The organism is Parolsenella sp. LCP21S3_E11, assembly GCF_052118165.1.
In the GTDB taxonomy this organism is placed as follows: domain Bacteria; phylum Actinomycetota; class Coriobacteriia; order Coriobacteriales; family Atopobiaceae; genus Parolsenella.
Window position 1 is genome coordinate 223,096 of the sequence record NZ_JBQKHS010000001.1, and the last position, 20,114, is coordinate 243,209.

Here is a 20,114-nt window from a genome sequence, read left to right on the forward strand (position 1 = left end):
GTGTCCGGGACCTGCGGTACCATTCTGAACAATCGACAGTGACCGATGGGAGTCTCGATGGCGCAGGGCAAGTCAAATAACACGCAGGCAGACGGGCAGATTTCTCTCTTTGGTGATATGCCGGAGGTAGAGGAGGGCATGTCCGAGGCGCCCTCATCCGATGCCGCGAAGTCTCCGCGTGCTCGTGCGGCGGAGCTCAACCGCCTCCTCAATACCTATGCCTATCGTTATTATGCGCTCGACGATCCCGCCGTCACGGATGCCGAGTTTGACCGTCTCGTTCGCGAACTTAAAGCTATCGAGGATCTTCATCCCGAGCTTGTTGGTCCGGACTCCTACACCCAGCGCGTGGGTGGCTACGTCTCCGAGCAGTTCGAGCCGGTGCGCCATGCGAGCCGCATGTACTCGATCGATGACGCGATGAACCTCGAGGAGCTTGACGAGTGGCTTGCCCGCACTGACGAGGCCCTGGGCTCCACGCCGGAGCACCCCGTTGCCTACACCTGCGAGCTCAAGATTGACGGTTTGGGCGTTGCCCTCACATATCGTGATGCGCAGTTTGTCCGCGCGGCGACGCGAGGTGACGGCACCACTGGCGAGAACGTCACCGCCAACGTGCTGACGATTGCCGGCATCCCGCACGCGCTCGCCGCGAATGGCCTCGCTAAGGTCGCCGACGGCGGCCTCGGCCAGTCGATTGAGGTGCGCGGCGAGGTCTACATGCCCAAGCACAGCTTCGTCCGCCTGAACGAGGGCGCGGACGCCGCGGGCCGCGAGCCTTTCGCCAACCCGCGCAACGCCGCCGCTGGCAGCCTCCGCCAGAAGGATCCGAAGGTCACGGCCCATCGCGACCTCGAGACCTTCATCTACGCCGTGGCCGACGAGGCCCCGCTTTCCGTGAACACGCAGTGGGAGTTCCTACAGTGGCTCCGTGCCTGCGGCTTCTCGGTCAACCCCAACGCCCGCCGTTGCACGAGCGCCCATGAGGTGCACGAGTTCTGCGCCGATGCGCTGGCACATCGCGAGGACCTCGACTATGACATCGACGGCGTAGTAGTCAAGGTCGACTCGTTCGCTAGCCAGGAGGCACTGGGCTTTACGGCGCGTGCTCCGCGCTGGGCGATTGCCTTCAAGTTCCCGCCGGAGGAGAAGCGTACGGTGCTTCGCGAGATCCGTATTCAGGTGGGGCGCACGGGCGTGCTGACGCCGGTCGCCGAGTTCGATCCCGTCTTCGTGGCGGGCTCTACCATCGCCCGAGCTACGCTTCACAATATCGACGAGATCCGCCGTAAGAACGTGCGTGTGGGTGACACCATCGTGGTTCACAAGGCCGGCGACGTCATCCCCGAGGTCGTGGGTCCGGTGCTCGAGCTGCGCCCGGAGGACGCGCCCGAGTTCCACATGCCTACTACGTGTCCCAGCTGTGGAAGCCCCGTCATTCGCGAGGAAGGCGAGGTTGCCTATCGCTGCGTCTCCATCGACTGCCCCGCACAGGCTCACGAGCGTCTTTGCCACTGGGTGGGTCGCAAGGCGATGGACATAGACGGCTTGGGCGACGAGCTGATCGGCAAGCTCGTGGCTGCCGGCATGGTCTCCGATGTCGCGGATTTCTATGATCGTCTGACTGAGACGGCGCTTGCCGCGTGCCCGACGGGCCGCGTGAGCGTCGCGGGCGACGACATCCTCGTGGGCAAGACTATTGCCGCCAAGGTGATGGCTCAGGTAGAGGAATCGCGCGGGCGCGGCCTGGCGCGCGTGCTGTTCGGCTTGGGCATTCGTCACGTGGGAGAGCAGGTCGCGCGCTCGCTCGCGAAGGAATTCGGCAGCCTCACGAGCCTGATGTCGGCCGACGAGGAGCGTATCGCTGCGGTCGAGGGCGTGGGGCCAAAGATCGCCCATAGTGTGCGCGAGTTCCTCTCTGTCGAGGAAAACGCCGCTGTGCTCGAGCGCCTGCGCGAGGCGGGCGTTATCCTCGAGGAAGAGCAGACGGGGGAGGCTGCCCCGCAGACGCTCGCGGGTCTCACGTTCGTGCTGACCGGCACGCTCGAGCGCCACACGCGCGACGAGGCAAAGGCTGCGCTCCAGGCGTTTGGCGCCAAAGTGTCCGGCTCGGTCTCGAAGAAGACGAGTTATGTCGTGGCGGGCGCCGCCGCGGGTTCGAAGCTAACGAAGGCGGAGCAGCTCGGCGTGCCCGTGCTTGACGAGGAAGCGCTCGACCGCATCCTCGAGACGGGAGAAGCGCCCGCTGCCTAAGTTGACAAAGGGACAGTCCCTTTGTCAACTTTTTCGCGTCGCATGCGGAGCAACCGAAGTAAACGAAATCGCCCGGTCCCTTTGGGGTCCGGGCGATTTGCTTTGCGTGCGTGCTGCGCGGGATTGCTTGTTTGCCGGTTGTAGCTTTAGGCCAGGGCGCGATCAGCCTCGAGCCAAGACGGCAGCTGCTCGCTCACCACGCGCGCGGCCGCGTAGGCGCGCGACAGGGAGGCAACGGCCGCCGCCTGGTAGGCGCCGCTCGGCATGAGCTCGAGGACCAGCGCGCAGTCGATGCTTGTGTCGTCAACGAGAGCGAGCGGCAGGAGTATGAGCTTGCGGCCGAGGGCGGCGTCGAAGGCGGGCGCGACGTGGCGGTAGCTGCGGCGCGCGCGGCGCAGCGAGAGGTCGATGGCATCATCGAGCGCACGGCACGCGCGGCGATAACGGCCGGGCTCGCCCTCAATGGCGCGAGAGAGGTCGCGTCTCGCGGCGGCTCGCTCGGCGGGGCCAGCGGCGGCAAGGCGGTCGAGAGGGGCCTGGGCGTCAGTGCCGGCGACGAGCGATGCGACGAAGCCGAGTGGCAGGCGCTCGATGTTCGCACCCAGGAGGGACTTGTAGTCTGGAATCACAAGGGCGCCATCGTGGGGGACAACGTCGTCAATCCTCTCGAGGTAGCATGCGCGCGGCGGCAGCGTGGGGAGGTGCGCCGTGAGGCGGCTGCCAAGCTCGCCGTCGCCGGCTGTGGCAAATCCGTCGAGGTGCCAGGGGATGTCGGTGCCGGTGGGGGAGAGAATGGCGTAGAGCTCCTCGTCCATCGGGGTGGCAAGACCGGTGTCGAACGCTGCGAGTGTGCCGTCCGGCGAAGTCACGACGCCGCCGGTGGCGCGAAGGCGGGCAAGCGTTGAGGCGAGGTAGTCGCGCAGGATGCCGTAACGGCTCTCCTTGCCGACGCCCTCGCCAGGGTAGTTCCAGCGCTCGGGCGCGGCTGCGCGGGCAAGGGTGCCCAGCATCGTGTCCCAGGAGCCGATTTCCATGAACTGGGCGAGGTCACGTATGGGATCTGCTTTGGGGGCGCCCGCAGAGGAGGCAGGAGCGAGCTGAGCCCAGCATCCGCCCTCGGCCTGGGGCAGACCTTCGATGCCAACGGCCATGTGGACGTTGCCGGAGCCGTCGTCCCCATCGACAAGCGTGAGGTGCCAGCGGCGCGCATCACCCGGCCGCGAGGTGCGGCGAATGGTGACGGTTACGGGAGTGGTGCCGTCTTCCTGCAGGTACCTGAGGGGGAAAGTCACGAGGTTTCGGGATCCGCTGGCCGTGCCGGTCGCACGGGCGACGCGCCAGTCCTCATCGAGGACGCACATGAGGTCTTCGTCGATAGGGAGCATGCGCGTGAGCATACCCACGAAGGACGGCTTGATGGAGACCTCCTCAGAGAAGGTGTGGGGTAGGCCATCGGGGATGTGGGGTGCGGTGGGTGCTGTGGCGGGTGCGGGCGCCGCGGGCGCGGGTGCGGGAGCTGTGGGCAACGCGGGTGCAGGCGCGGGTGCAGGAGCTGCGGGCACGGGAGCCGCGGCGGGCACCGCGGGCGCGGACGTGGGTGCGGGGGCTGCGGGCACCGCGGGCGTGGGTGCAGCTTCATCCGCGTGAGTCGTTTCGAGTGCTGCGTTGGCGACGATGGTTTCCTCCCGAGAGGACTCGAACTCGGCCTCCTGTGCAGCAATCTGCTCAAGGATGGAGGGAATGGCTGGCGCGTCGGACGCGGTGGCATCTACCTGCGAGGTATTTGCTTCTGTGACGTCGGGGGATACGACGGCCTCTGCCGACGCTTTCTCGATGGTCTCCCGCGGCGCTTCGGCTACGGTAGCCTTCGGGGTGGGGTCATTTTTCTCGGCGGGCGCCGCGTCCTGCGTCTGCTCGCCTGCGACGTGCGCGACGGCCTCCTCTACTTCCTCTGTCGGAGGCGTCTCAATGGGCTCTTCCGTTTTTTTGAGCTCACGCATCTTGGGACGCACGGGCTTGAGCGCGCCCTTCTTGCGCTTCCACGGCTTGCCCTTGCCTGAGCTCTTTTTGGACTCATCGCCCGCGGCGAGTGCGGTGTCGAACGTCTCGTTGCGCGTTACGGTTACGTAGAAGCGACCGCCCTTGAAGGCAGTGAGCTCGCAGACTTCGTCGAGCGAGGCGAAGAGGTCTTGCGCGGTGGCGTAACCCAGCCCCTCGTGCGTGATGCCCTCCGCTTCCAGCGCTTCGACGGCACGGGGGAGGAAGGCCTGGCGGCCGACGCCCAGCGCGTTGCCGAGAAGACGATAAAGGTAGAGCTTGTTTGCGTCCGTGAGCTGCACGGGCAGGTCGACGATTTGCTTCTTTGCCATGAGATGCCCCTTATTCTTGCGGCCGCATAATTGCTCGCCGCGTTATGTCCCAAGGTACTAGGCTATCACGGCTTGCCTGCTGAGCCTCTGTCGCTTGCGGCATGTAACTCTGTTCCGGGGATCGGCTCGTGCCTTCGCGCACGGTGTCATTAATTGCTCTTCAAACATGGCGTTTAATCATCGATTCGCGCCTGGCTGCCTTCGAATTCGCACGGCGAGATTTAAAAAGTTGCTAAGTAGGGGGCTAATTCGGTTTTGCTCGAGTAGTCCCTAAAAACGCAATCTGCCTACCTGCGGTTTTGTTGCGCCGGCAGAGCGGTCTACTCGGACGATCACGGATTAGCCCCCTACTTAGCGTTGTTTTGTGCGGCACCCTGCTAGCGAAGAAATTGTCCTGGTATTCAACTCACTCGAGAAGTATGGACATGAATCGAATCGCCTCGAGTAGTCTCCTAATAAGTGGTAAATCTACCTGCAGGTTTGATGGCTAAACAATTACCTCTACTCTGACGGCCGCGATTCAGGTCCATACTTCTCGGTCGAGTGGGCGTCTGCGATCTCGGAGGAGGCTAACTGCGCGTGAAACGGGCGGGGCTGCGGCGTGCGCCATGGGATTGGCGGCCGGCTGAGCACGGCAAACATCTGCGTATTGGCAACCTCCTGCGTGCCGGAGGCCACCGACGCGCTAGCGACTCCATGCCTCATGACAAACCCCTTTCGATACGCAAGTCACCTGGGGAGTAAACTCTTTACGGACATTCATTCATCCCGCCCAACGCGGGATTTCCCTGAGGAGGAGCCATGGATAGCTACACGCCGAAGCCAAGCGACGTCCTTGAACGATTCATGCGCTACGTGCAGATTGACTCGCAGTCCGATCCCCACAACGAGGAGGAGACTCCGTCGACCGCCTGCCAGCGCGACATGGCTCGCCAGCTTGCCGCCGAGCTCTCTGAGCTGGGCTGTAGCGAGGTTGAGGCTACGCATAACGCTTACGTCACGGCGACGCTCCCTGCCTCGGCCGGAGCGGAGGATCTCCCCGCACTCGGCCTCATCGCCCACATCGACACCGCCCCCGACGCGCCTGCCGCCGGTGTCAAGCCGCGCGTCATCCGCTATGAAGGCGGCGCGCTCGTCGCTGGCGAGCGTGACGGCCACGTGATCGACACCACGCCCGAGCAGCTTCCCGCGCTCGAGCGATTCGTCGGCCAGGACATCGTCGTCACGGACGGCACCACGCTTCTTGGCGCGGACGACAAGGCGGGCGTTGCGGAGATTGTCGCGCTCGTCGCCCGCCTCGCCACGCATCCCGAACTTCCGCACCCCACGCTCAAGATTGCCTTCGTGCCGGACGAGGAGATTGGCCATGGCGCGTCCCTGCTCGACCTCGAGAAGTTCGGCGCGACCTGGGCCTACACCGTCGATGGCGAGGAGCTCGGCGACTTCAACTGGGAGTGCTTCTCCGCGAGCCAAGCCAAGGTCACGGCCCATGGCGTCGAGGTGCACCCCGGTAGCGCCAAGAACGTCATGGTCAACGCCATCACCGTGCTCGGCGAATTTGACGCCCTCCTTCCCACGGCAGAGCGCCCGGAGCACACGGAGGGTTACGAGGGCTTCTTCCACCCGATCGAGGTCTCGGGTTCTTCGGGCGAGGCAAGCTTGACCTACATCGTGCGTGACTTCGACGCGGACCACTTCGCCGCTCGCGAGCAGCAGCTTCGTGATGCTGCGGAGTTTCTCAACAGGCGCTATGGCACCGGCACGGTCGAGGTCGAGATTCGCGAGCAGTATCGCAACATGGCCGAGCACCTGCGTGGCATGGACTTCCTGCGCGATAACGCCTTTGCCGCGATGGCGGCGTGTGGCATGGAACCGCGCGTCGTGCCCGTCCGTGGCGGCACCGACGGCGCCCAGCTGACCTTCCGCGGCCTGCCGTGCCCCAACTTGCCCACTGGCGGCTACAACTTCCACGGCGTTCGCGAGTTCATTCCCGTGCGCAGCATGGAGCTCATGGTCGACGCACTCGAGCAGCTCGTGGCCCGCTTCGCGGCTCCGCAGGAGTAATCGCGCGCGGCGAAGGGCGCCTGGCGATTCGTCGCGCCCTTTTCGTCGCTCCCCTCGCCGCTTAACTCGGGTGCCTGCCGCCTTGTGCTGGCAGGCGTCCAAGCCAAGCGGCTTGCTGTCACGACAACCGACCACATCGCCACAATCCAGAGAACGGAGACACCGTGATTAAGCTCATCGCATCGGATATGGACGGCACGCTGCTCGACGAGCACTCCGAGGTGCCGGCGGAGACCTTCGGCCTCATTCGCGAGCTTTGCGAGGCGGGCGTTCACTTCGCGGCGAGCTCCGGCCGCAGGCTCGACACGCTCCATGAGTTCTTTGCCCCCGTTGTGGACCAGATGGACTTCGTGGCATCGAACGGCGCCCAGGTCGTGGTGTCTGGAGAGCTCATCGACCGCGAGGTCTTCTCGCACATCGGGCTCAGGCGTCTGAAGGAGACGGTCGACAACTTCGATTGCCTCCACATCGCCCTTTTCGACCGCACCCAGAGCTTCCTGCTCGATGACGAGGACCGCTTCGAGCGTGAGATCGACAAGGACCTGCTCGCCGCTGTCCGCGTTTATGACGTGCCCGCACCCGAGGTGAACATCCTCAAGACCTCGGTCTTCTGCGACACGCCCGAATACACGATGGACATGGCCTACGTCCTCCAGCGCGAGCTGGGCGATCGCTTTGTCTTCGCGCCCTCGGGCTCGAGGTGGATCGACGTTATGCAGGTGGGCGTTTCGAAGGCAACGGGCATTCGCCAGATTATGGAGTACCTGGGCATCGAGGCGAACGAGGTCATGGCTTTCGGTGATGCCATGAACGACTACGAGATCCTGAGCATGGTGGGTCATCCCGTGGCGATGGGCAATGGCCGCTACGCCGTCAAACAGATTGCCGAGCGCGTGATTGGGAAGAATACCGAGCAGGCCGTTCAGACCGAGATGCGTCGCGTTCTCGAGGAAGCGCGCGCTCGGGCGTAATCGATACGAGGGGTTTGAGGTACGCAATGTCAGCAACGATGATGGGCACGGCGACGTCGGCGCGCGAGGAGACGGAGCCCGAGGCTGAGCCTACGGGCCCGGATATCCGGCAGTATGTCGTGATTGATCGCTCTCTTGGCATGAGCGCGGGCAAGGTCGCCGCGCAGGTGGCGCATGCGAGCGTGGCGGCGCTGCTCGCTGGCACCCAGCGCTACGTCGAGGGCGACCCTACGTGCGGCCCCATCGGGCTCGAGTGGGGCGGTAGCCTTGCGCGCACATCCGTTGACGCAGGCGTGCTGGCGGAGTGGGTTCGCCAGGGTGAGCCCAAGATCGTGCTCGCAGTCGATGGCGAACGCGCACTTGCCGCGCTCGTGAGTCGTGCGGAGAGCCGCGGCTTCATGGAGGGCATGGACTTCTTCTGCATCCGCGACGCGTGTCGCACCGAGCTCACGCCGGACGCCTCCGGTAGCCGTTGGACCTGCGTCGGCTTCGCGCCCATGGACGTGAGCGCGATCTCGCCCGTGACGGGTCAGCTGCCGCTGTATAGATAGCCGGCGCCGCTCCGCTCCGCGCGCTCCACCCCAAATAACACCGCGATGGGAACCACATGATCGAGATCCAGGGTATTACCAAGTCCTACAAGACCGGAGACTTCGTCCAGCGCGCCCTTGATGGCGTGTCCATTACCTTCCGCGAAAGCGAGTTCGTGGCGGTGCTGGGACCCTCGGGCTCCGGCAAGACGACCTTCCTCAATATCCTCGGCGGCTTTGATCATGCTGATTCCGGCGACATCATCGTGAACGGTGTCTCGACCAAAGACTACTCAGACGCCGATTGGGACACCTATCGCAACCACCGCATCGGCTTCGTGTTCCAGAGCTACAACCTTATCCCGCACCAGACGATTCTCCAGAACGTCGAGCTCGCGCTCACGTTGGCGGGTGTTGGCCGAGAGGAACGTCGCGAGCGTGCCCGTGCTGCGCTCGAGCGCGTAGGTCTGGGCGACCACGTCAACAAACGCCCGGCGCAGCTCTCCGGTGGCCAGATGCAGCGCGTCGCCATCGCCCGCGCCCTCGTGAACGACCCTGAGATCGTACTTGCGGACGAGCCCACGGGCGCTCTCGACACGGAGACCGGCATCCAGGTCATGAATATCCTTGCCGAGGTGGCGCAGGACCGCCTCGTCATCATGGTCACCCATAACCCGCAGCTCGCGGAGGACTACGCCACGCGCATCGTCCGCATCAAGGACGGCCGCATCGTGGATGACTCCCGTCCCATCGCCGACGCCGAGCTCGCGGAGCGCCGTGCCGCCGAGAAGGGCGCAGAGCAGCCAAAGCGCCGCTCCTCGATGAGCTTCCTCACGGCGCTCGCGCTCTCCGCCAACAACCTCATGACGAAGAAGGGCCGCACGGCCATGACGGCCTTTGCCGGCTCGATTGGCATCATCGGCATCGCTGCGATCCTGGCGCTTTCCAACGGCGTGAACGAGTACATCGCCCGTGTTGAGCAGGACACGCTCTCCAGCTATCCGCTCTCCATCTCTCGCCAGGACTACGACCTCACGGGCATGATGGACGAGGCCGGCACGGCGAGTGACGATGCGGCCCAGAGTGAGGTGCCGGAGAACCCGAGCGGCTCCGACAAGATTCCCGTGGTCACGGCGCTCAAGGAGATGTTCGCGAGCGTCAAGTCGAACGACCTCGCTTCCTTCAAGCAGTGGCTCGACGCTGGCGGCGACGGCATCACGGACGACGTCAACGCCATCCAGTATGACTACGGCATCACGCCCATCATCTACCGCGAGCAGGACGGGGCCGACCCGGTGAAGCTCGTGCCCAACAACATGACCACCGCCGCGAGCGGAGGCGCCTCGAACGCCGCGATGGCGGGCATGTCGTCGATGAACGGCTCGAGCGTCTTCAACGAGATGATCGACGACCAGGAGCTCCTCGACTCCCAGTACGACGTCGTCGCTGGCCGTTGGGCGAGCGCGCCCGATGAGGCGGTGCTCGTGCTCTCGAGTCGGGGCACCGTGGGCGACTATACGCTCTACAGCATCGGCAAACTCGACATCGACGAGCTCAACAGCCTCGTTTCGAGTGCTATGTCAGCGGATGGCAATATCACCACGCCCGATACCGACGTGGACTTCACCTATGACGAGGCTCTCCAGACCAAGTTCAAGGTGCTTTCGCCCTCAGACGCCTATCGCAGGAACGACGAAACTGGCAGCTGGACCGACATGAGCAACGACGCCGCCTTTATGGCGGATAAGGTCGCCAGCGGCCTCGACCTCAAGATTGTCGGCGTGGTGAGGCCCAACGGCAGCTCGAGCTCGAGGGCGCTTTCCCCGGGCGTCGCCTACACGCATGGCCTCACGGAGGAGCTCATGGCCCGCGCCACGAACTCCGACATTGTGAAGCAGCAGCTCGCGAATCCCGAGGTCGACGTCTTCACGGGCAAGACCTTTGACACGCTGCAGGAGGAGAGCAAGTGCGGCTTCGACCTCTCCAGCATGTTCTCCGTTGACGAGGCGGCGCTCAAGCGTGCGTTCTCCTTCGATGAGAGTGCGCTCAACCTGCAGGGATTTGACTTCTCCGGCATGGATTTGGGGAACGTGAAGCTCGACCTGTCCAATATCGACTTCGACATCGATATGAACAAGATCATGGCCGGAGCGCCCGTGCCTGATTTCTCGGGCGTTTTCCAAGACCCGCTTACGCCGGAGCAGATCAAGCAGCTCGGCGACCTCGCGAACCAGCTCCTTGCGAACTTCCTGACGTCTGACCAGTTCCGTGACCTTGGAACTGATGTGAACGATCCGTCAAAGGTAGTCGCGGCGTTCCAGAAGTATCTGGCGGAGGATACGGGCGCCCAGGAGACGCTCGCCCAGATCAAGGCAATTGCAGGGGAGGGCGTTGCCGGGAGGCTGCAGAAAGCGCTCACTGACTATATGCAGAACAGCTTCGCGCCGTACCTGAAGCAGGCGATGCAGCAGGTCATGGACCAGATGAGCCAGCAGATTGGCAATGCGATCTCCTCGCAGCTCCAGAGCTCGCTCGCGGGGGTTATGGGCCAGGCTGCGCAGAGCATGGGCTCGCAGCTCGCGAGCGGCATGCAGAGCGCCTTCCACGTGGATGCGAGTGCGTTTGCCAATGCCATCCACTTCAACATGACGGCGGACGACCTCACCTCGCTCATGACGAGTTATGCAAACGCCGGACGTCTTACGTATGACAACAACCTCTCCACGCTTGGCTATGCTGACGAGAGCAACCCGCAGATGGTGAAGATCTATCCCGTTGATTTCGAGGCCAAGAGCCGCGTGGTCGCGAGCATTGATGCATACAACGAAACCGCCAAGGCGGCCGGCGATGAGGACCGCATGATCTCCTACACGGACTACATGGGTGTCATCATGGGCAGCGTCACGGACATCGTGAACATGATCAGCCTCGTGCTCATCGCGTTCGTGAGCATCTCACTGGTGGTGAGCTCGATCATGATCGGCATCATCACCTACATCAGTGTGCTCGAGCGCAAGAAGGAGATTGGTATTCTGCGCGCGATGGGTGCTTCCAAGGGCAATGTCGCGAACGTCTTCAATGCGGAGACCTTCATCGAGGGCCTCATCGCGGGCGTGTTTGCGATTGCGGTGGTGCTTATCGTGTCGGTTCCGGTGAACGCCTGGGTGCTGCGCGAGCACAACGTCGCGAACATCATGAGCCTGCCCGCGGGTGCCGCTGTTGCGCTGATTTGCATATCGGTGCTGCTCACGGTGGTCGCCGGACTTATCCCGTCCTTCTCCGCCGCGAAGCGCGATCCGGTCGAGGCCCTGCGCAGCGAGTAGATGGCGCGGATCCGCGCGCGGCGGCGTGGCCCGCGCATGGCCTCCGGCCGGCGCGGCGGCGCGGCGAGCGGGTGTGCCCTGAGTGCGATGGGCAGGGTGGTGCGTGGTTCGCGCATGACGGAGCGAGCCGCCTTTACGCCTACAGCTCGAGCGTGGCGATGAGGGCAAGGTGGTCCGAGCCCGGTACCTCTGCCGTGGAGACCTCTGTGGCGATCACCCGATCGCTCGTGACGACGTGGTCGATGCTACAGAATGCGGGGATCTCCAGGTTAGCGGGCCAGGTGCTCGTGATGCCGGCTCCGCACTCGCGAGCGGCGTCGTGAAGCCTGGGCGCGCCAGCCACCGTACCCTCGCCAAGCATCTCGCGGAAGGGTGCGTGGTCATACGTGGCGTTGAAATCGCCGAGAAGGACGTAATCAAGGCTATCGTCCTCCGCTAGGCGCTCGCGCGCCACGCCAATCTCGGTAATGCTTCTCTCCCACAGGGCCCAGTAGCCCAGGGCGGGCGAACACGTGTGGACGGAGACGATGCGCAGGCGGGCAGTCGCGCCGTCTGGGCGTGTGACCTCGATGGTGCCCGCGGGCATGGCGGATGCGGACGAGCCGATGTCGTCGCTCGCGGCGTCCGAGAGGGGGAGCGCGCTCCACACGCCGTTGCCGTAGACGCCGTCCGAGCTCGAGCGCTCGGAATAGGGGAGGAGTTCGTCGATTCCCGCCGCCTTAAGCTCGCTTACGAAGTCGACCGTGGTCTCCTGCAGAGCGAGGACCTGGATGTTGTTCTCGCGCACCAGCTCGACAATGCGCTCGGCGCTGGCGTTTCCCTTGTAGACGTTGCAGGTCATGACGCGGAGGGTCGTTGCCTGGCTATCATCCGCGGCGAGCGCCGAGGTGACACGCTGGCTGGGAATGAAGAAGGGCGTCTGCCAGGCAATCTCGAGGGCGATCGCGCATGCGGCTATGATGCGCACGAAGAGGCGTGCCTCATGATGGTGACGCCATGCTGGAATGAAGGAGAATGCGAGTGCGATGACGGCTGATCCTACGAGCCATGGCGTGAGCGAGACGACATTCGCGACGAAGGGGAGTGCCGCGAGCGAAGCAGGTAGCATGCGACATGCGATGCCGCCAAGCGTTATGAGTGCCAGTAGCAGGGTAATTGCTTGCATACCTCTCCTCTCGTGAGCAAATGCGGGTGCGGCGGTTTGCGCGTTTCGACGTCGCGCGAACCCTTGAGGCCGTAAGGGCCGCGTCGTCTTTTGACGGCCTTGAATGGTAGGCTATTCGCAAATCGCTGGCATCTAGCGTGTGGAGGTCCGATGACGAAGGACAGGGCTACGGAGATCCGAGAGGCGATCGATGCCGCGGATGCCGCGCTCAAGCATCTTGGGAATGCCGCAGATATGCTCGATGATGCCGGACGCTGGGGCATCGTGGATATGCTTGGCGGAGGGCTCATCACAACCCTACTCAAGCATCGCAAGATCTCCGATGCTCAAGACGAGATTGACGAGGCAAAGCGCGCGCTTCGCATCTTCGTGAAGGAGCTTGACGATGTGGATGAGGCCACTGGGCTCAACGTCGAGCTAGGTAGTGGCCTTCAGTTCGCGGATATCTTCTTCGACGGTGTGCTTGCTGACTGGATCGCACAGAACAAGATTGACCGCGCGAAGCAGCAGGTTGCGGATGCGATGCGTCAGGTTTATGCCGTTCGCTCTCAACTCGAGCGCATGCACTAGGGCGCGGGGCTTGCGATGGGCAAGGAAGGGCGATCGGAACACGTGTGTTCAGGCATGGCGCGCGAAGAGGCTCGTGGCGAGCGCGCGGCCTCACTCCCGTTGCGTCAGGAGGCTCGCGACCTCAATGTACTCGCGAGGTTTCTCGGGCAACGAGACCTTCCGCTGCTGAGCCGGGACGGCGTCGCCGCGGCAAGCGCCAGTGCTGCTGCCGGGGCAGATGGTGCCACCGTGGCAGGCGCCAGTGCTGCTGACGGTGCGTCCAGAACGGACGCGACGGGTGGCCCAGGCGTCGCCCGTGTGGCGAGCACCCAGGTTGATGTGGCGGTCCTCTTTGGGGGATCGATCCTGGTGGGTGGCGAGGTTCTTGCTGATGCCATGAAGGCGGGCATCGCCCGTACCTACGTTATCGTTGGTGGCGCTGGCCATACGACGGAGACACTACGCGAACGGGCGCGGGCGATATGGCCACGCATCGATGTCGCTCCTGGCGCCGCGGAGGCGGAGATTTTCGATGCCTATCTCCGCGAATATCACGGCATGTCCGCCGACCTTCTTGAGACGCAGTCGACTAACTGCGGAAATAACATCACGTATCTCCTCGAGCTGCTCGAGTCGAAGGACATTACCGCGGAGAGCTTCCTTCTCATGCAGGACGCGGCGATGATGAGGCGCATGGTTGCGGGGCTGCGCTTCCATAGGCCTGACGCTGCCGTTTTGGCATACGCGACCTATGCGGCGAGAGTCATTGCTGATTCAGGCAGCCTCTCTTACGAGGATGAGCCGTTGGGCATGTGGGGCATAGAGCGATATCGCACGCTGCTTATGGGGGAGGTACCACGTCTGCGAGACGATGCCTCGGGTTATGGACCCAAAGGGGCTGGTTGGATCGCGCACGTTGATATTCCGCGCGACGTGGAGGATGCGTTCGCGCGTCTTAGGGCTGCGCATCCGGAGGCGGTGCGCGTGGCCAATCCGGCGTACGCCTCTCGCTGAGATGTGATTTGCTGGCGTGCCTACAACACCAGCTGGTAGGCCAGGCGCGGGTCGCCATCTTCGAGGTGGATGATGCCGCAGTACGAGAATCCCGCCTTGGCAACGATGTGCTGCATGGTCAGGTTGTCATTGTGCGTGTCGATGCGTAGGTTGCGGATGCCCAGCTTGCTTGCCTCGTCCTTTGCACGAGCCAAGACGGAGGAGAACACGCCTCTCATGGTGCCGTCACTCGCGACGCGATGGATGGTCACGTAGGGCTCGTCGTTGAGCCAGGCGCCATCATAGATCTGCTGGTAGGTTGGGTCTTCCTCGCTATAGATGGTAAACGAGAAATGCGCGCGGTCATCCTCGTCGACGCCAACGCGGCATGCGCCTTCCTCGACGCTGCTCGCAATTTCCTCGGGAGAGGGGCGGCCATCGCCCCACTGATGGGGGTTGCCGTGCTCTGCCATGTAGCGACGGGCGGCGGCGTAGATGCGAACGAGGTCGTCAAGATCCTCTCTGGTAGCGATGCGAATCTGCATGTGAAGTCCTGTCTTGTGCTGAAGGCGGGCGTGCTGGCGTTGGCCGCGCCCGCGCCGCCGGGCTCTTGGCTCCGCGGACTGCGCTGGCATTGGCCGCGCTTGTGCTGGCGAGGTATGGGCTCGGGCGTGCTGGTGCTAGCCGCGCTGGTCTTCCGGGCACTCCTCGGCGGTGCCGAGGGGGCGTCCCGAGTAGTTGAGGCCGTTGATTGCGCGGCGAAGCTCCTCTCCGCCATGCGTGAAGGCCTGGGCGAGGGCCGGCCATCCGTCGAGGGCGGCGTCGAACCTCGTCTGGAAGGAATCCCGAGAGGTACCGCCTGCGAAGGGGTTCTCCCAAGGCAGGTGGGAGAGATTTGCCACCCAGCAGTCGTCGCTCGTGGTGACGCGGTGCGAGAGCGAGGTGAGCTGCGAGTGCGGGCGAGCGATGCGCTCGAGGGCGCCGAGCGCGCGGCTCTTCAGCGAACCGTTGGGCTCGATGGCGCGATAGCACAGCTCCATATCATCGACGGCGGCAGCGTACTCGGTCGCGGAGAGGCCGATGCCAAAGGCGGCCCAGGCAACCTGGCTTGTGAGCGCGCCGGCGACGCGGCAGATGCGGTCTGTGCGCGCTAGCTCACCGGCGGGCGGGCAATCATGAACCGTGGCGCGGCGGCGCGTCCAGAGCATCCAAGAGTCGAGGTCTGCCTCGATGACGGCATGAACCTCGCTGCCGGCATCGTCTAGCTCGGGATTCGCGGCGATGATGGCGTACTGCTGCGCGTAGATGAAGGTGTGTGCGGAACGATCGAGCGCATAGTGGGAGAGCATGCCGAGGGCGAAGGCACGGCCGATGCCGGCGTCATGGGCGGGAAGGTGGCTCACTCCGTCGCGAAGTGCCGTGAACGCTGCCGTCATGCGCTCGTCATGCATGCGATGGGCGAGCTGGTGAGAGGCGCTGGTCGCTGAGGGTGCGCCGAGCACATGGAAGAAGAAGGGGTCCGGGCCTTGGTTGCCGAGCAGGAACGCGAGAAGTTCCTCCTCGCCGGTAATGACGTTTTCCGGGAGGAGCGCGGCTGAGCTCTCGCCGAACAGATGATGAGTGATGAGAGCAGGCATGAGAGTCCTTCCTCGGTCGATTTGCTGCGTCCATTATGCCCCTGCCGGGGGAGTGCTATCCATGAGGCGGCGGGTATCAATCACATTCGTGTCTGACTATCCGTCTATTGGATTCTGACATGCATTGCGGACACTTATGGCATCGCCGCCCCTATAAAGGGGCCGCTTACCGTTGCATTACATAAGGCGTCATCAAGTCCGGGTATCATGCATGGGATGCACATGGCGCGCGCCCGAGCCCGCGCCTCGATGATGCAGACAGGAGAGCCTACATGGCCAAGACGAAGTTCACGAAGCTCGAGCGCAATTGGGTCATGTATGACGTCGGAAACTCGGCGCTCGTACTGCTCAACACCTCTATCGTGCCGATCTACTTCAACGCCATCAACACGGGCGCCTCTTCGGCAGAGCTCGTGACCGCATGGGCTAACGCCCAGACGATTGCCTCCCTCGTGGTGGCGCTGCTCATGCCCATCCTGGGTTCGCTCGCGGATTATGCGGGCAACAAGATCAAGTTCTTCCTCGGGTTCTTCCTCACGGGTCTCGTCCTGTGCTTCGCCCAGGCGATTCCGATGGCCGCCCTGCCGTTCCTCGTGCTCTACGTGCTTTGCACGGTGGGCCTCAACTCGTCGATGACGTTCTATGACGCCATGCTCACCGACGTCACGAGGGACGAGCGCATGGACACGGTCTCGAGTGCGGGCTATGCCTGGGGCTATGTTGGTTCGACCATCCCCTTCATCATCTGCCTCGCCCTGATTTTCGGCGGCCCGGCGTTGGGCCTCGAGATGATGCTCTGCACGCGTCTCTCCTTCGTGATTACGGGCATTTGGTGGCTCGCGTTCACGCTGCCGCTCATCCGTACCTACAAGCAGAAGTACGGCAAGGAGCGCGGTGAGGGAGACACCCTTGGCAAGATCGTCGCCTCCACGTTCTCTGGCCTGGCCGACACCATGGGTCGTATCGCCAAGGACCGTGTGCTGTTGATCTATATGATTGCCTTCTTCTTCTATATCGATGGCGTCCACACGGTCATCTCGATGGCGACGAGTTATGGATCTGCCCTTGGCATTGACTCGACGCAGCTCGTGCTCGCGTTGCTCGTGACACAGTTCGTGGCGTTCCCCTCTGCCATCATCTACGGCAAGCTTGCTGGCAAGTTCGGCACGCTCCGCATGATCATCGTGGCCGTGCTCGCATACTGCGGCATCGTCCTGTTCGCGGCGTTCCTGCTGAAGACGGCGGTTGAGTTCTGGATCCTTGCCATTCTTGTGGGCCTCTTCCAGGGTGGCATTCAGGCGCTTTCCCGCAGCTACTTTGGCAGACTCGTTCCCAAGGAGCGCGCCAACGAGTACTACGGCTTCTTCGACATCTTCGGTCGCTACGCGAGTGTCATGGGCACCTTCCTCGTGAGCGTCATCACCGCCGCGACCGGCAATGCCAACCTGGGCGTGCTTTCCATTGGCGTGCTGCTCGTGGTGGGTCTCGTCATGCTGCTCACCCTGCCAGACGCCCGCGGCGAGAGGGCTGCATAAGGGCAGTTCGCCCACGGCATTTCGCGAAGGTTTGTCTTGGTTCGCCGGGGCGCGCGATGTCATTCGTGATGTGCGTCGGTGCTGGCTCTTCGTCGTTGGCGTTTGGTTCTATCATTCATAGCGCTCGAGAGTTGGCCGGTCCATGGGTGACCGGCCAACCTTTTTGTCTCATGCCACCTCGGGGAGGGTGCGGGTTTCTTGGGTATCGTTGAGATCCTGGTGCTGGGCGTGGCGCTATCCGCCGACGCCTTTGCTGTGACCATTTCGAATACGTTTGTCTACACTGGCGAGGCGAAGGCCCGCCTAGCGCTCATGCCGGTATTCTTTGGCCTGTTCCAGGGGCTTATGCCGTTGCTAGGCTACTTCGTGAGAGGCCTTGCGGCCGAGGTCATCGAGGAGTATTCCGGGATTATCACGTTGATTATCCTTGGCTTCATCGGGGGCAATATGGTTCGCGAGGGCGTGTGCGCCTTGCTGGGCCTTGGCGATGACGCGGACGAGCCTGGCAATGGCCCCGCGGTAAAGCGGCTCACCGTCGCGACTCTGCTGGTTCAGGCGATCGCGACCGCTATCGATGCGTTTGCCGTTGGCGTGAGCCTCCGTGCCCAGGCGGTTGCCATTGTGCCTGCGGCGACAATCATCGCGCTGACTACGGCTGCCTGCTGCGTGATTGCGCTTCTCATCGGTCGTAAGCTCGGTGAGGTCTTAGGCGATCGCGCCGAGGTCGCCGGTGGCGTCGTGCTGATCATCATTGGCCTCAAGGCTTTCTTCGCATAGTTTCTTTCGGGGATGCTGCCGCGCGGTGCGCGTGGCTTCCGCGCCAGAGGTGCCCCGTGGTGCGCGTGGCTTCCGCGCCAGAGGTGCCCCGTGGTGCGCACTTGCGCTTCTCGTGCTGGGGAGCACTGTTGCGCGGCGCGCGTGGTCCCTGCGCCAGAGGCGCCGCGATGCGCGCGCATAACTCCCGCGCGCCTGGGTATGTCTAGTGCGTGAGCTTATCCGTTGGATACACGGCTTCGCGTTTCGTTTCGCGGAGCGACGATGGCGCATCGTTCCGCTTGATATGACGGGGCGCACTCATATCCAGCGTTGTCTTGGGAGGCAAACATGAACGCGTTCGAGAAACTCTTCAAGCGCACGAAGGCGACGGTCATCCTTATGGGGATCGCCTTGCTGGTGCTCGGCATCGCGATGTTCGTGAGCCCGATTGGGGCAACGCTTTTGATCGTGCAGGTCGCCGGGTGGACGCTTGCCTTGGTGGGCGTCGTGACGCTGCTTGGCTGCTGGGCGCGCCGTGCGTTGTTCCTGAGCCAGGCTGACTTGGCGATCGGTCTCGTGGAGACCGTCCTTGGCATGTGCCTCATCCTCTGGCCGGACGCCTTCGTTGCCGGTATCTACGTGATTATCGGCGTGATCATCCTTATTACGGGCGTGAATGACATCATCGAGGCAAATGTCGTGTTCAGGCTTGGGCTTCCGGGTCGTGGCTGGCGCTATGTGGTGGGTCTTCTTACGCTTGCGGCTGGCGTCCTTGTTGTGACTTCGCCCTTCACGATGGCGGAGTTCGTGATGCTCATCGCGGGCGTTGCGCTCATCTTCGATGGCATCACGGAAGTCGCTGCCGGCGTCACGATGAAGGCAGAATAGGCCGCTTGGGGCGTGCGGTGCGGATCTGGCGGCCTTCCCAGATAAGGCTTTTCGAGTGACGCGCCGGCCTCCCCGATTCGAGTGACGCGCCGGCCTCCCCGACGGAGTCGAGCTGCTTGCCCTACTGCTTGCCGTCGATGATCGACCAGGCGAGCATGAGGTCTCGCTTGTCGATCGAGTGGGGAGCGGCGGCGCGCGTCTTGGGCTTGGCGCAGAAGGCGATGCCGATGCCGGCCTCGAGAATCATTGGGATGTCATTGGCGCCATCGCCCATGGCGACGGTCTTTTCACGAGAGAGACCCAGCTCGTCTGCCCACTCGTGCAGCGCCTGGACCTTGCTCTCCTTGGTGACGACCTCAGAGATCACCTTGCCGGTGAGACGCCCATCCACGACCTCGAGCTGGTTCGCGAGGCAGTAGTCAATGCCTGCTGCGGCAACGATTTTGTCTGCGACCTGATGGAAACCGCCTGAAACCACGCCGACCTTCCAGTCACGACGGTGGGCCTCCTCGACGAGCTCGAGAGCGCCGGGAGTAAACGTCACGCGAGCGAAGGTGCGGTCGAAGACGCTTTCATCGAGGCCCGCCAGGAGCCCGACGCGCTCCGCAAGCGCCTCGCGAAAGTCGAGCTCGCCGCGCATAGCGCGCTCGGTGATCTGGGCGACACGGTCGCCGACGCCGGCCTCTTCGCCGAGGAGGTCGATGACCTCCTCGTTGATGAGCGTGGAGTCGATATCCATGACGATAAGGCCGCGGGCGGCGGTGTTCGTATCGGGCGTTGCCATCTCTGCCATGGTTTCTCCTCTGCCTACCGCCATATTGGGATGGCGCTTTTACGCGTGGTGTTCGCTAGTGCTCGCTTTGGCAACTTGCCGTGTTGACGCTTGCTGCCGAAGTTTGTTGTTAACTGCATTGTCCGCGTATTTCGATGCGTTTTTGACGCCATTCGATTCAATTTACCTTGTGGAAAAGGAAAACAACGGACGCAATTGCCGGCCGGGTAAATCCACGTCACATCTTGCGGGCTTTCGTGCCCCTCTTAAGAAGGGTGAGGACTATATTCAACAGCATGTATGGCGTCC

Annotated in this window: 15 protein-coding genes; 10 read left to right on the forward strand and 5 right to left on the reverse strand. The window is 63.3% G+C overall.

Annotation, left to right across the window (positions count from 1 at the left end; all coding sequences use genetic code 11):
* Window positions 1–57: 57 nt before the first annotated feature.
* Window positions 58–2,253 (forward strand): NAD-dependent DNA ligase LigA, encoded by a 2,196-nt coding sequence (gene ligA / locus ACTQ1Z_RS00980; RefSeq protein ID WP_441858030.1) that lies wholly within the window; start codon window positions 58–60, stop codon window positions 2,251–2,253.
* 146 nt (window positions 2,254–2,399) lie between these two features.
* Here the strand turns inward: ligA and ACTQ1Z_RS00985 are convergent, their stop codons facing one another.
* Window positions 2,400–4,622 carry a DUF3825 domain-containing protein gene (locus ACTQ1Z_RS00985; RefSeq protein ID WP_441858032.1) on the reverse strand — a complete coding sequence of 741 codons (2,223 nt, stop codon included), beginning with the start codon at window positions 4,620–4,622 and terminating at the stop codon, window positions 2,400–2,402.
* Window positions 4,623–5,423: 801 nt separating this feature from the next.
* On the opposite strand from ACTQ1Z_RS00985, the gene pepT reads away from it, so the two are divergent.
* The 4 genes from pepT to ACTQ1Z_RS01005 all read left to right on the forward strand — a co-directional run bounded on the left by pepT (window position 5,424) and on the right by ACTQ1Z_RS01005 (window position 11,510).
* Window positions 5,424–6,686 (forward strand): peptidase T, encoded by a 1,263-nt coding sequence (gene pepT, locus ACTQ1Z_RS00990; protein ID WP_320678681.1) that lies wholly within the window; start codon window positions 5,424–5,426, stop codon window positions 6,684–6,686.
* A 164-nt stretch (window positions 6,687–6,850) separates the two neighbouring features.
* Window positions 6,851–7,657, forward strand: coding sequence for an HAD family hydrolase (locus tag ACTQ1Z_RS00995; RefSeq protein WP_441858034.1), 807 nt, complete (start codon window positions 6,851–6,853; stop codon window positions 7,655–7,657).
* A gap of 26 nt (window positions 7,658–7,683) precedes the next feature.
* On the forward strand, window positions 7,684–8,208 hold the full coding sequence (locus tag ACTQ1Z_RS01000) for a peptidyl-tRNA hydrolase (protein WP_441858036.1): 525 nt from the start codon (window positions 7,684–7,686) through the stop codon (window positions 8,206–8,208).
* A 56-nt stretch (window positions 8,209–8,264) separates the two neighbouring features.
* Entirely contained in the window at window positions 8,265–11,510 is a 3,246-nt protein-coding gene (locus tag ACTQ1Z_RS01005; protein WP_441858038.1) for an ATP-binding cassette domain-containing protein, read from the forward strand.
* 139 nt (window positions 11,511–11,649) lie between these two features.
* On the opposite strand, the gene ACTQ1Z_RS01010 is transcribed toward ACTQ1Z_RS01005, so the two are convergent.
* Complete coding sequence (locus ACTQ1Z_RS01010; RefSeq protein ID WP_441858040.1) at window positions 11,650–12,675, reverse strand: endonuclease/exonuclease/phosphatase family protein; 1,026 nt, start codon at window positions 12,673–12,675, stop codon at window positions 11,650–11,652.
* Between the two features lie 150 nt (window positions 12,676–12,825).
* On the opposite strand from ACTQ1Z_RS01010, the gene ACTQ1Z_RS01015 reads away from it, so the two are divergent.
* Window positions 12,826–13,245 carry a hypothetical protein gene (locus ACTQ1Z_RS01015; protein WP_293814707.1) on the forward strand — a complete coding sequence of 140 codons (420 nt, stop codon included), beginning with the start codon at window positions 12,826–12,828 and terminating at the stop codon, window positions 13,243–13,245.
* Between the two features lie 15 nt (window positions 13,246–13,260).
* Window positions 13,261–14,238: a hypothetical protein gene (locus tag ACTQ1Z_RS01020; RefSeq protein WP_441858042.1), complete on the forward strand. Its 978-nt coding sequence runs from the start codon at window positions 13,261–13,263 to the stop codon at window positions 14,236–14,238.
* A gap of 20 nt (window positions 14,239–14,258) precedes the next feature.
* Here the strand turns inward: ACTQ1Z_RS01020 and ACTQ1Z_RS01025 are convergent, their stop codons facing one another.
* Together ACTQ1Z_RS01025 and ACTQ1Z_RS01030 are read right to left on the reverse strand one after the other, a co-directional pair.
* Window positions 14,259–14,762 carry an N-acetyltransferase gene (locus ACTQ1Z_RS01025; protein ID WP_441858044.1) on the reverse strand — a complete coding sequence of 168 codons (504 nt, stop codon included), beginning with the start codon at window positions 14,760–14,762 and terminating at the stop codon, window positions 14,259–14,261.
* Window positions 14,763–14,897: 135 nt separating this feature from the next.
* A complete protein-coding gene (locus ACTQ1Z_RS01030; RefSeq protein ID WP_441858046.1) occupies window positions 14,898–15,854 on the reverse strand; it encodes a zinc dependent phospholipase C family protein in 957 nt (318 codons plus the stop codon).
* Between the two features lie 272 nt (window positions 15,855–16,126).
* On the opposite strand from ACTQ1Z_RS01030, the gene ACTQ1Z_RS01035 reads away from it, so the two are divergent.
* From ACTQ1Z_RS01035 to ACTQ1Z_RS01045, 3 genes are all read left to right on the forward strand, one after another.
* Window positions 16,127–17,389 (forward strand): MFS transporter, encoded by a 1,263-nt coding sequence (locus ACTQ1Z_RS01035; protein WP_441858048.1) that lies wholly within the window; start codon window positions 16,127–16,129, stop codon window positions 17,387–17,389.
* A gap of 198 nt (window positions 17,390–17,587) precedes the next feature.
* Window positions 17,588–18,166, forward strand: a complete 579-nt coding sequence (locus ACTQ1Z_RS01040; protein ID WP_441858050.1) for a manganese efflux pump MntP — start codon at window positions 17,588–17,590, stop codon at window positions 18,164–18,166.
* Between the two features lie 327 nt (window positions 18,167–18,493).
* Complete coding sequence (locus ACTQ1Z_RS01045) at window positions 18,494–19,033, forward strand: HdeD family acid-resistance protein (RefSeq protein ID WP_441858052.1); 540 nt, start codon at window positions 18,494–18,496, stop codon at window positions 19,031–19,033.
* A gap of 121 nt (window positions 19,034–19,154) precedes the next feature.
* Here ACTQ1Z_RS01045 and serB read toward each other — a convergent pair whose 3' ends face one another.
* On the reverse strand, window positions 19,155–19,826 hold the full coding sequence (serB, locus tag ACTQ1Z_RS01050; protein WP_441858054.1) for a phosphoserine phosphatase SerB: 672 nt from the start codon (window positions 19,824–19,826) through the stop codon (window positions 19,155–19,157).
* Window positions 19,827–20,114 lie beyond the last annotated feature (288 nt).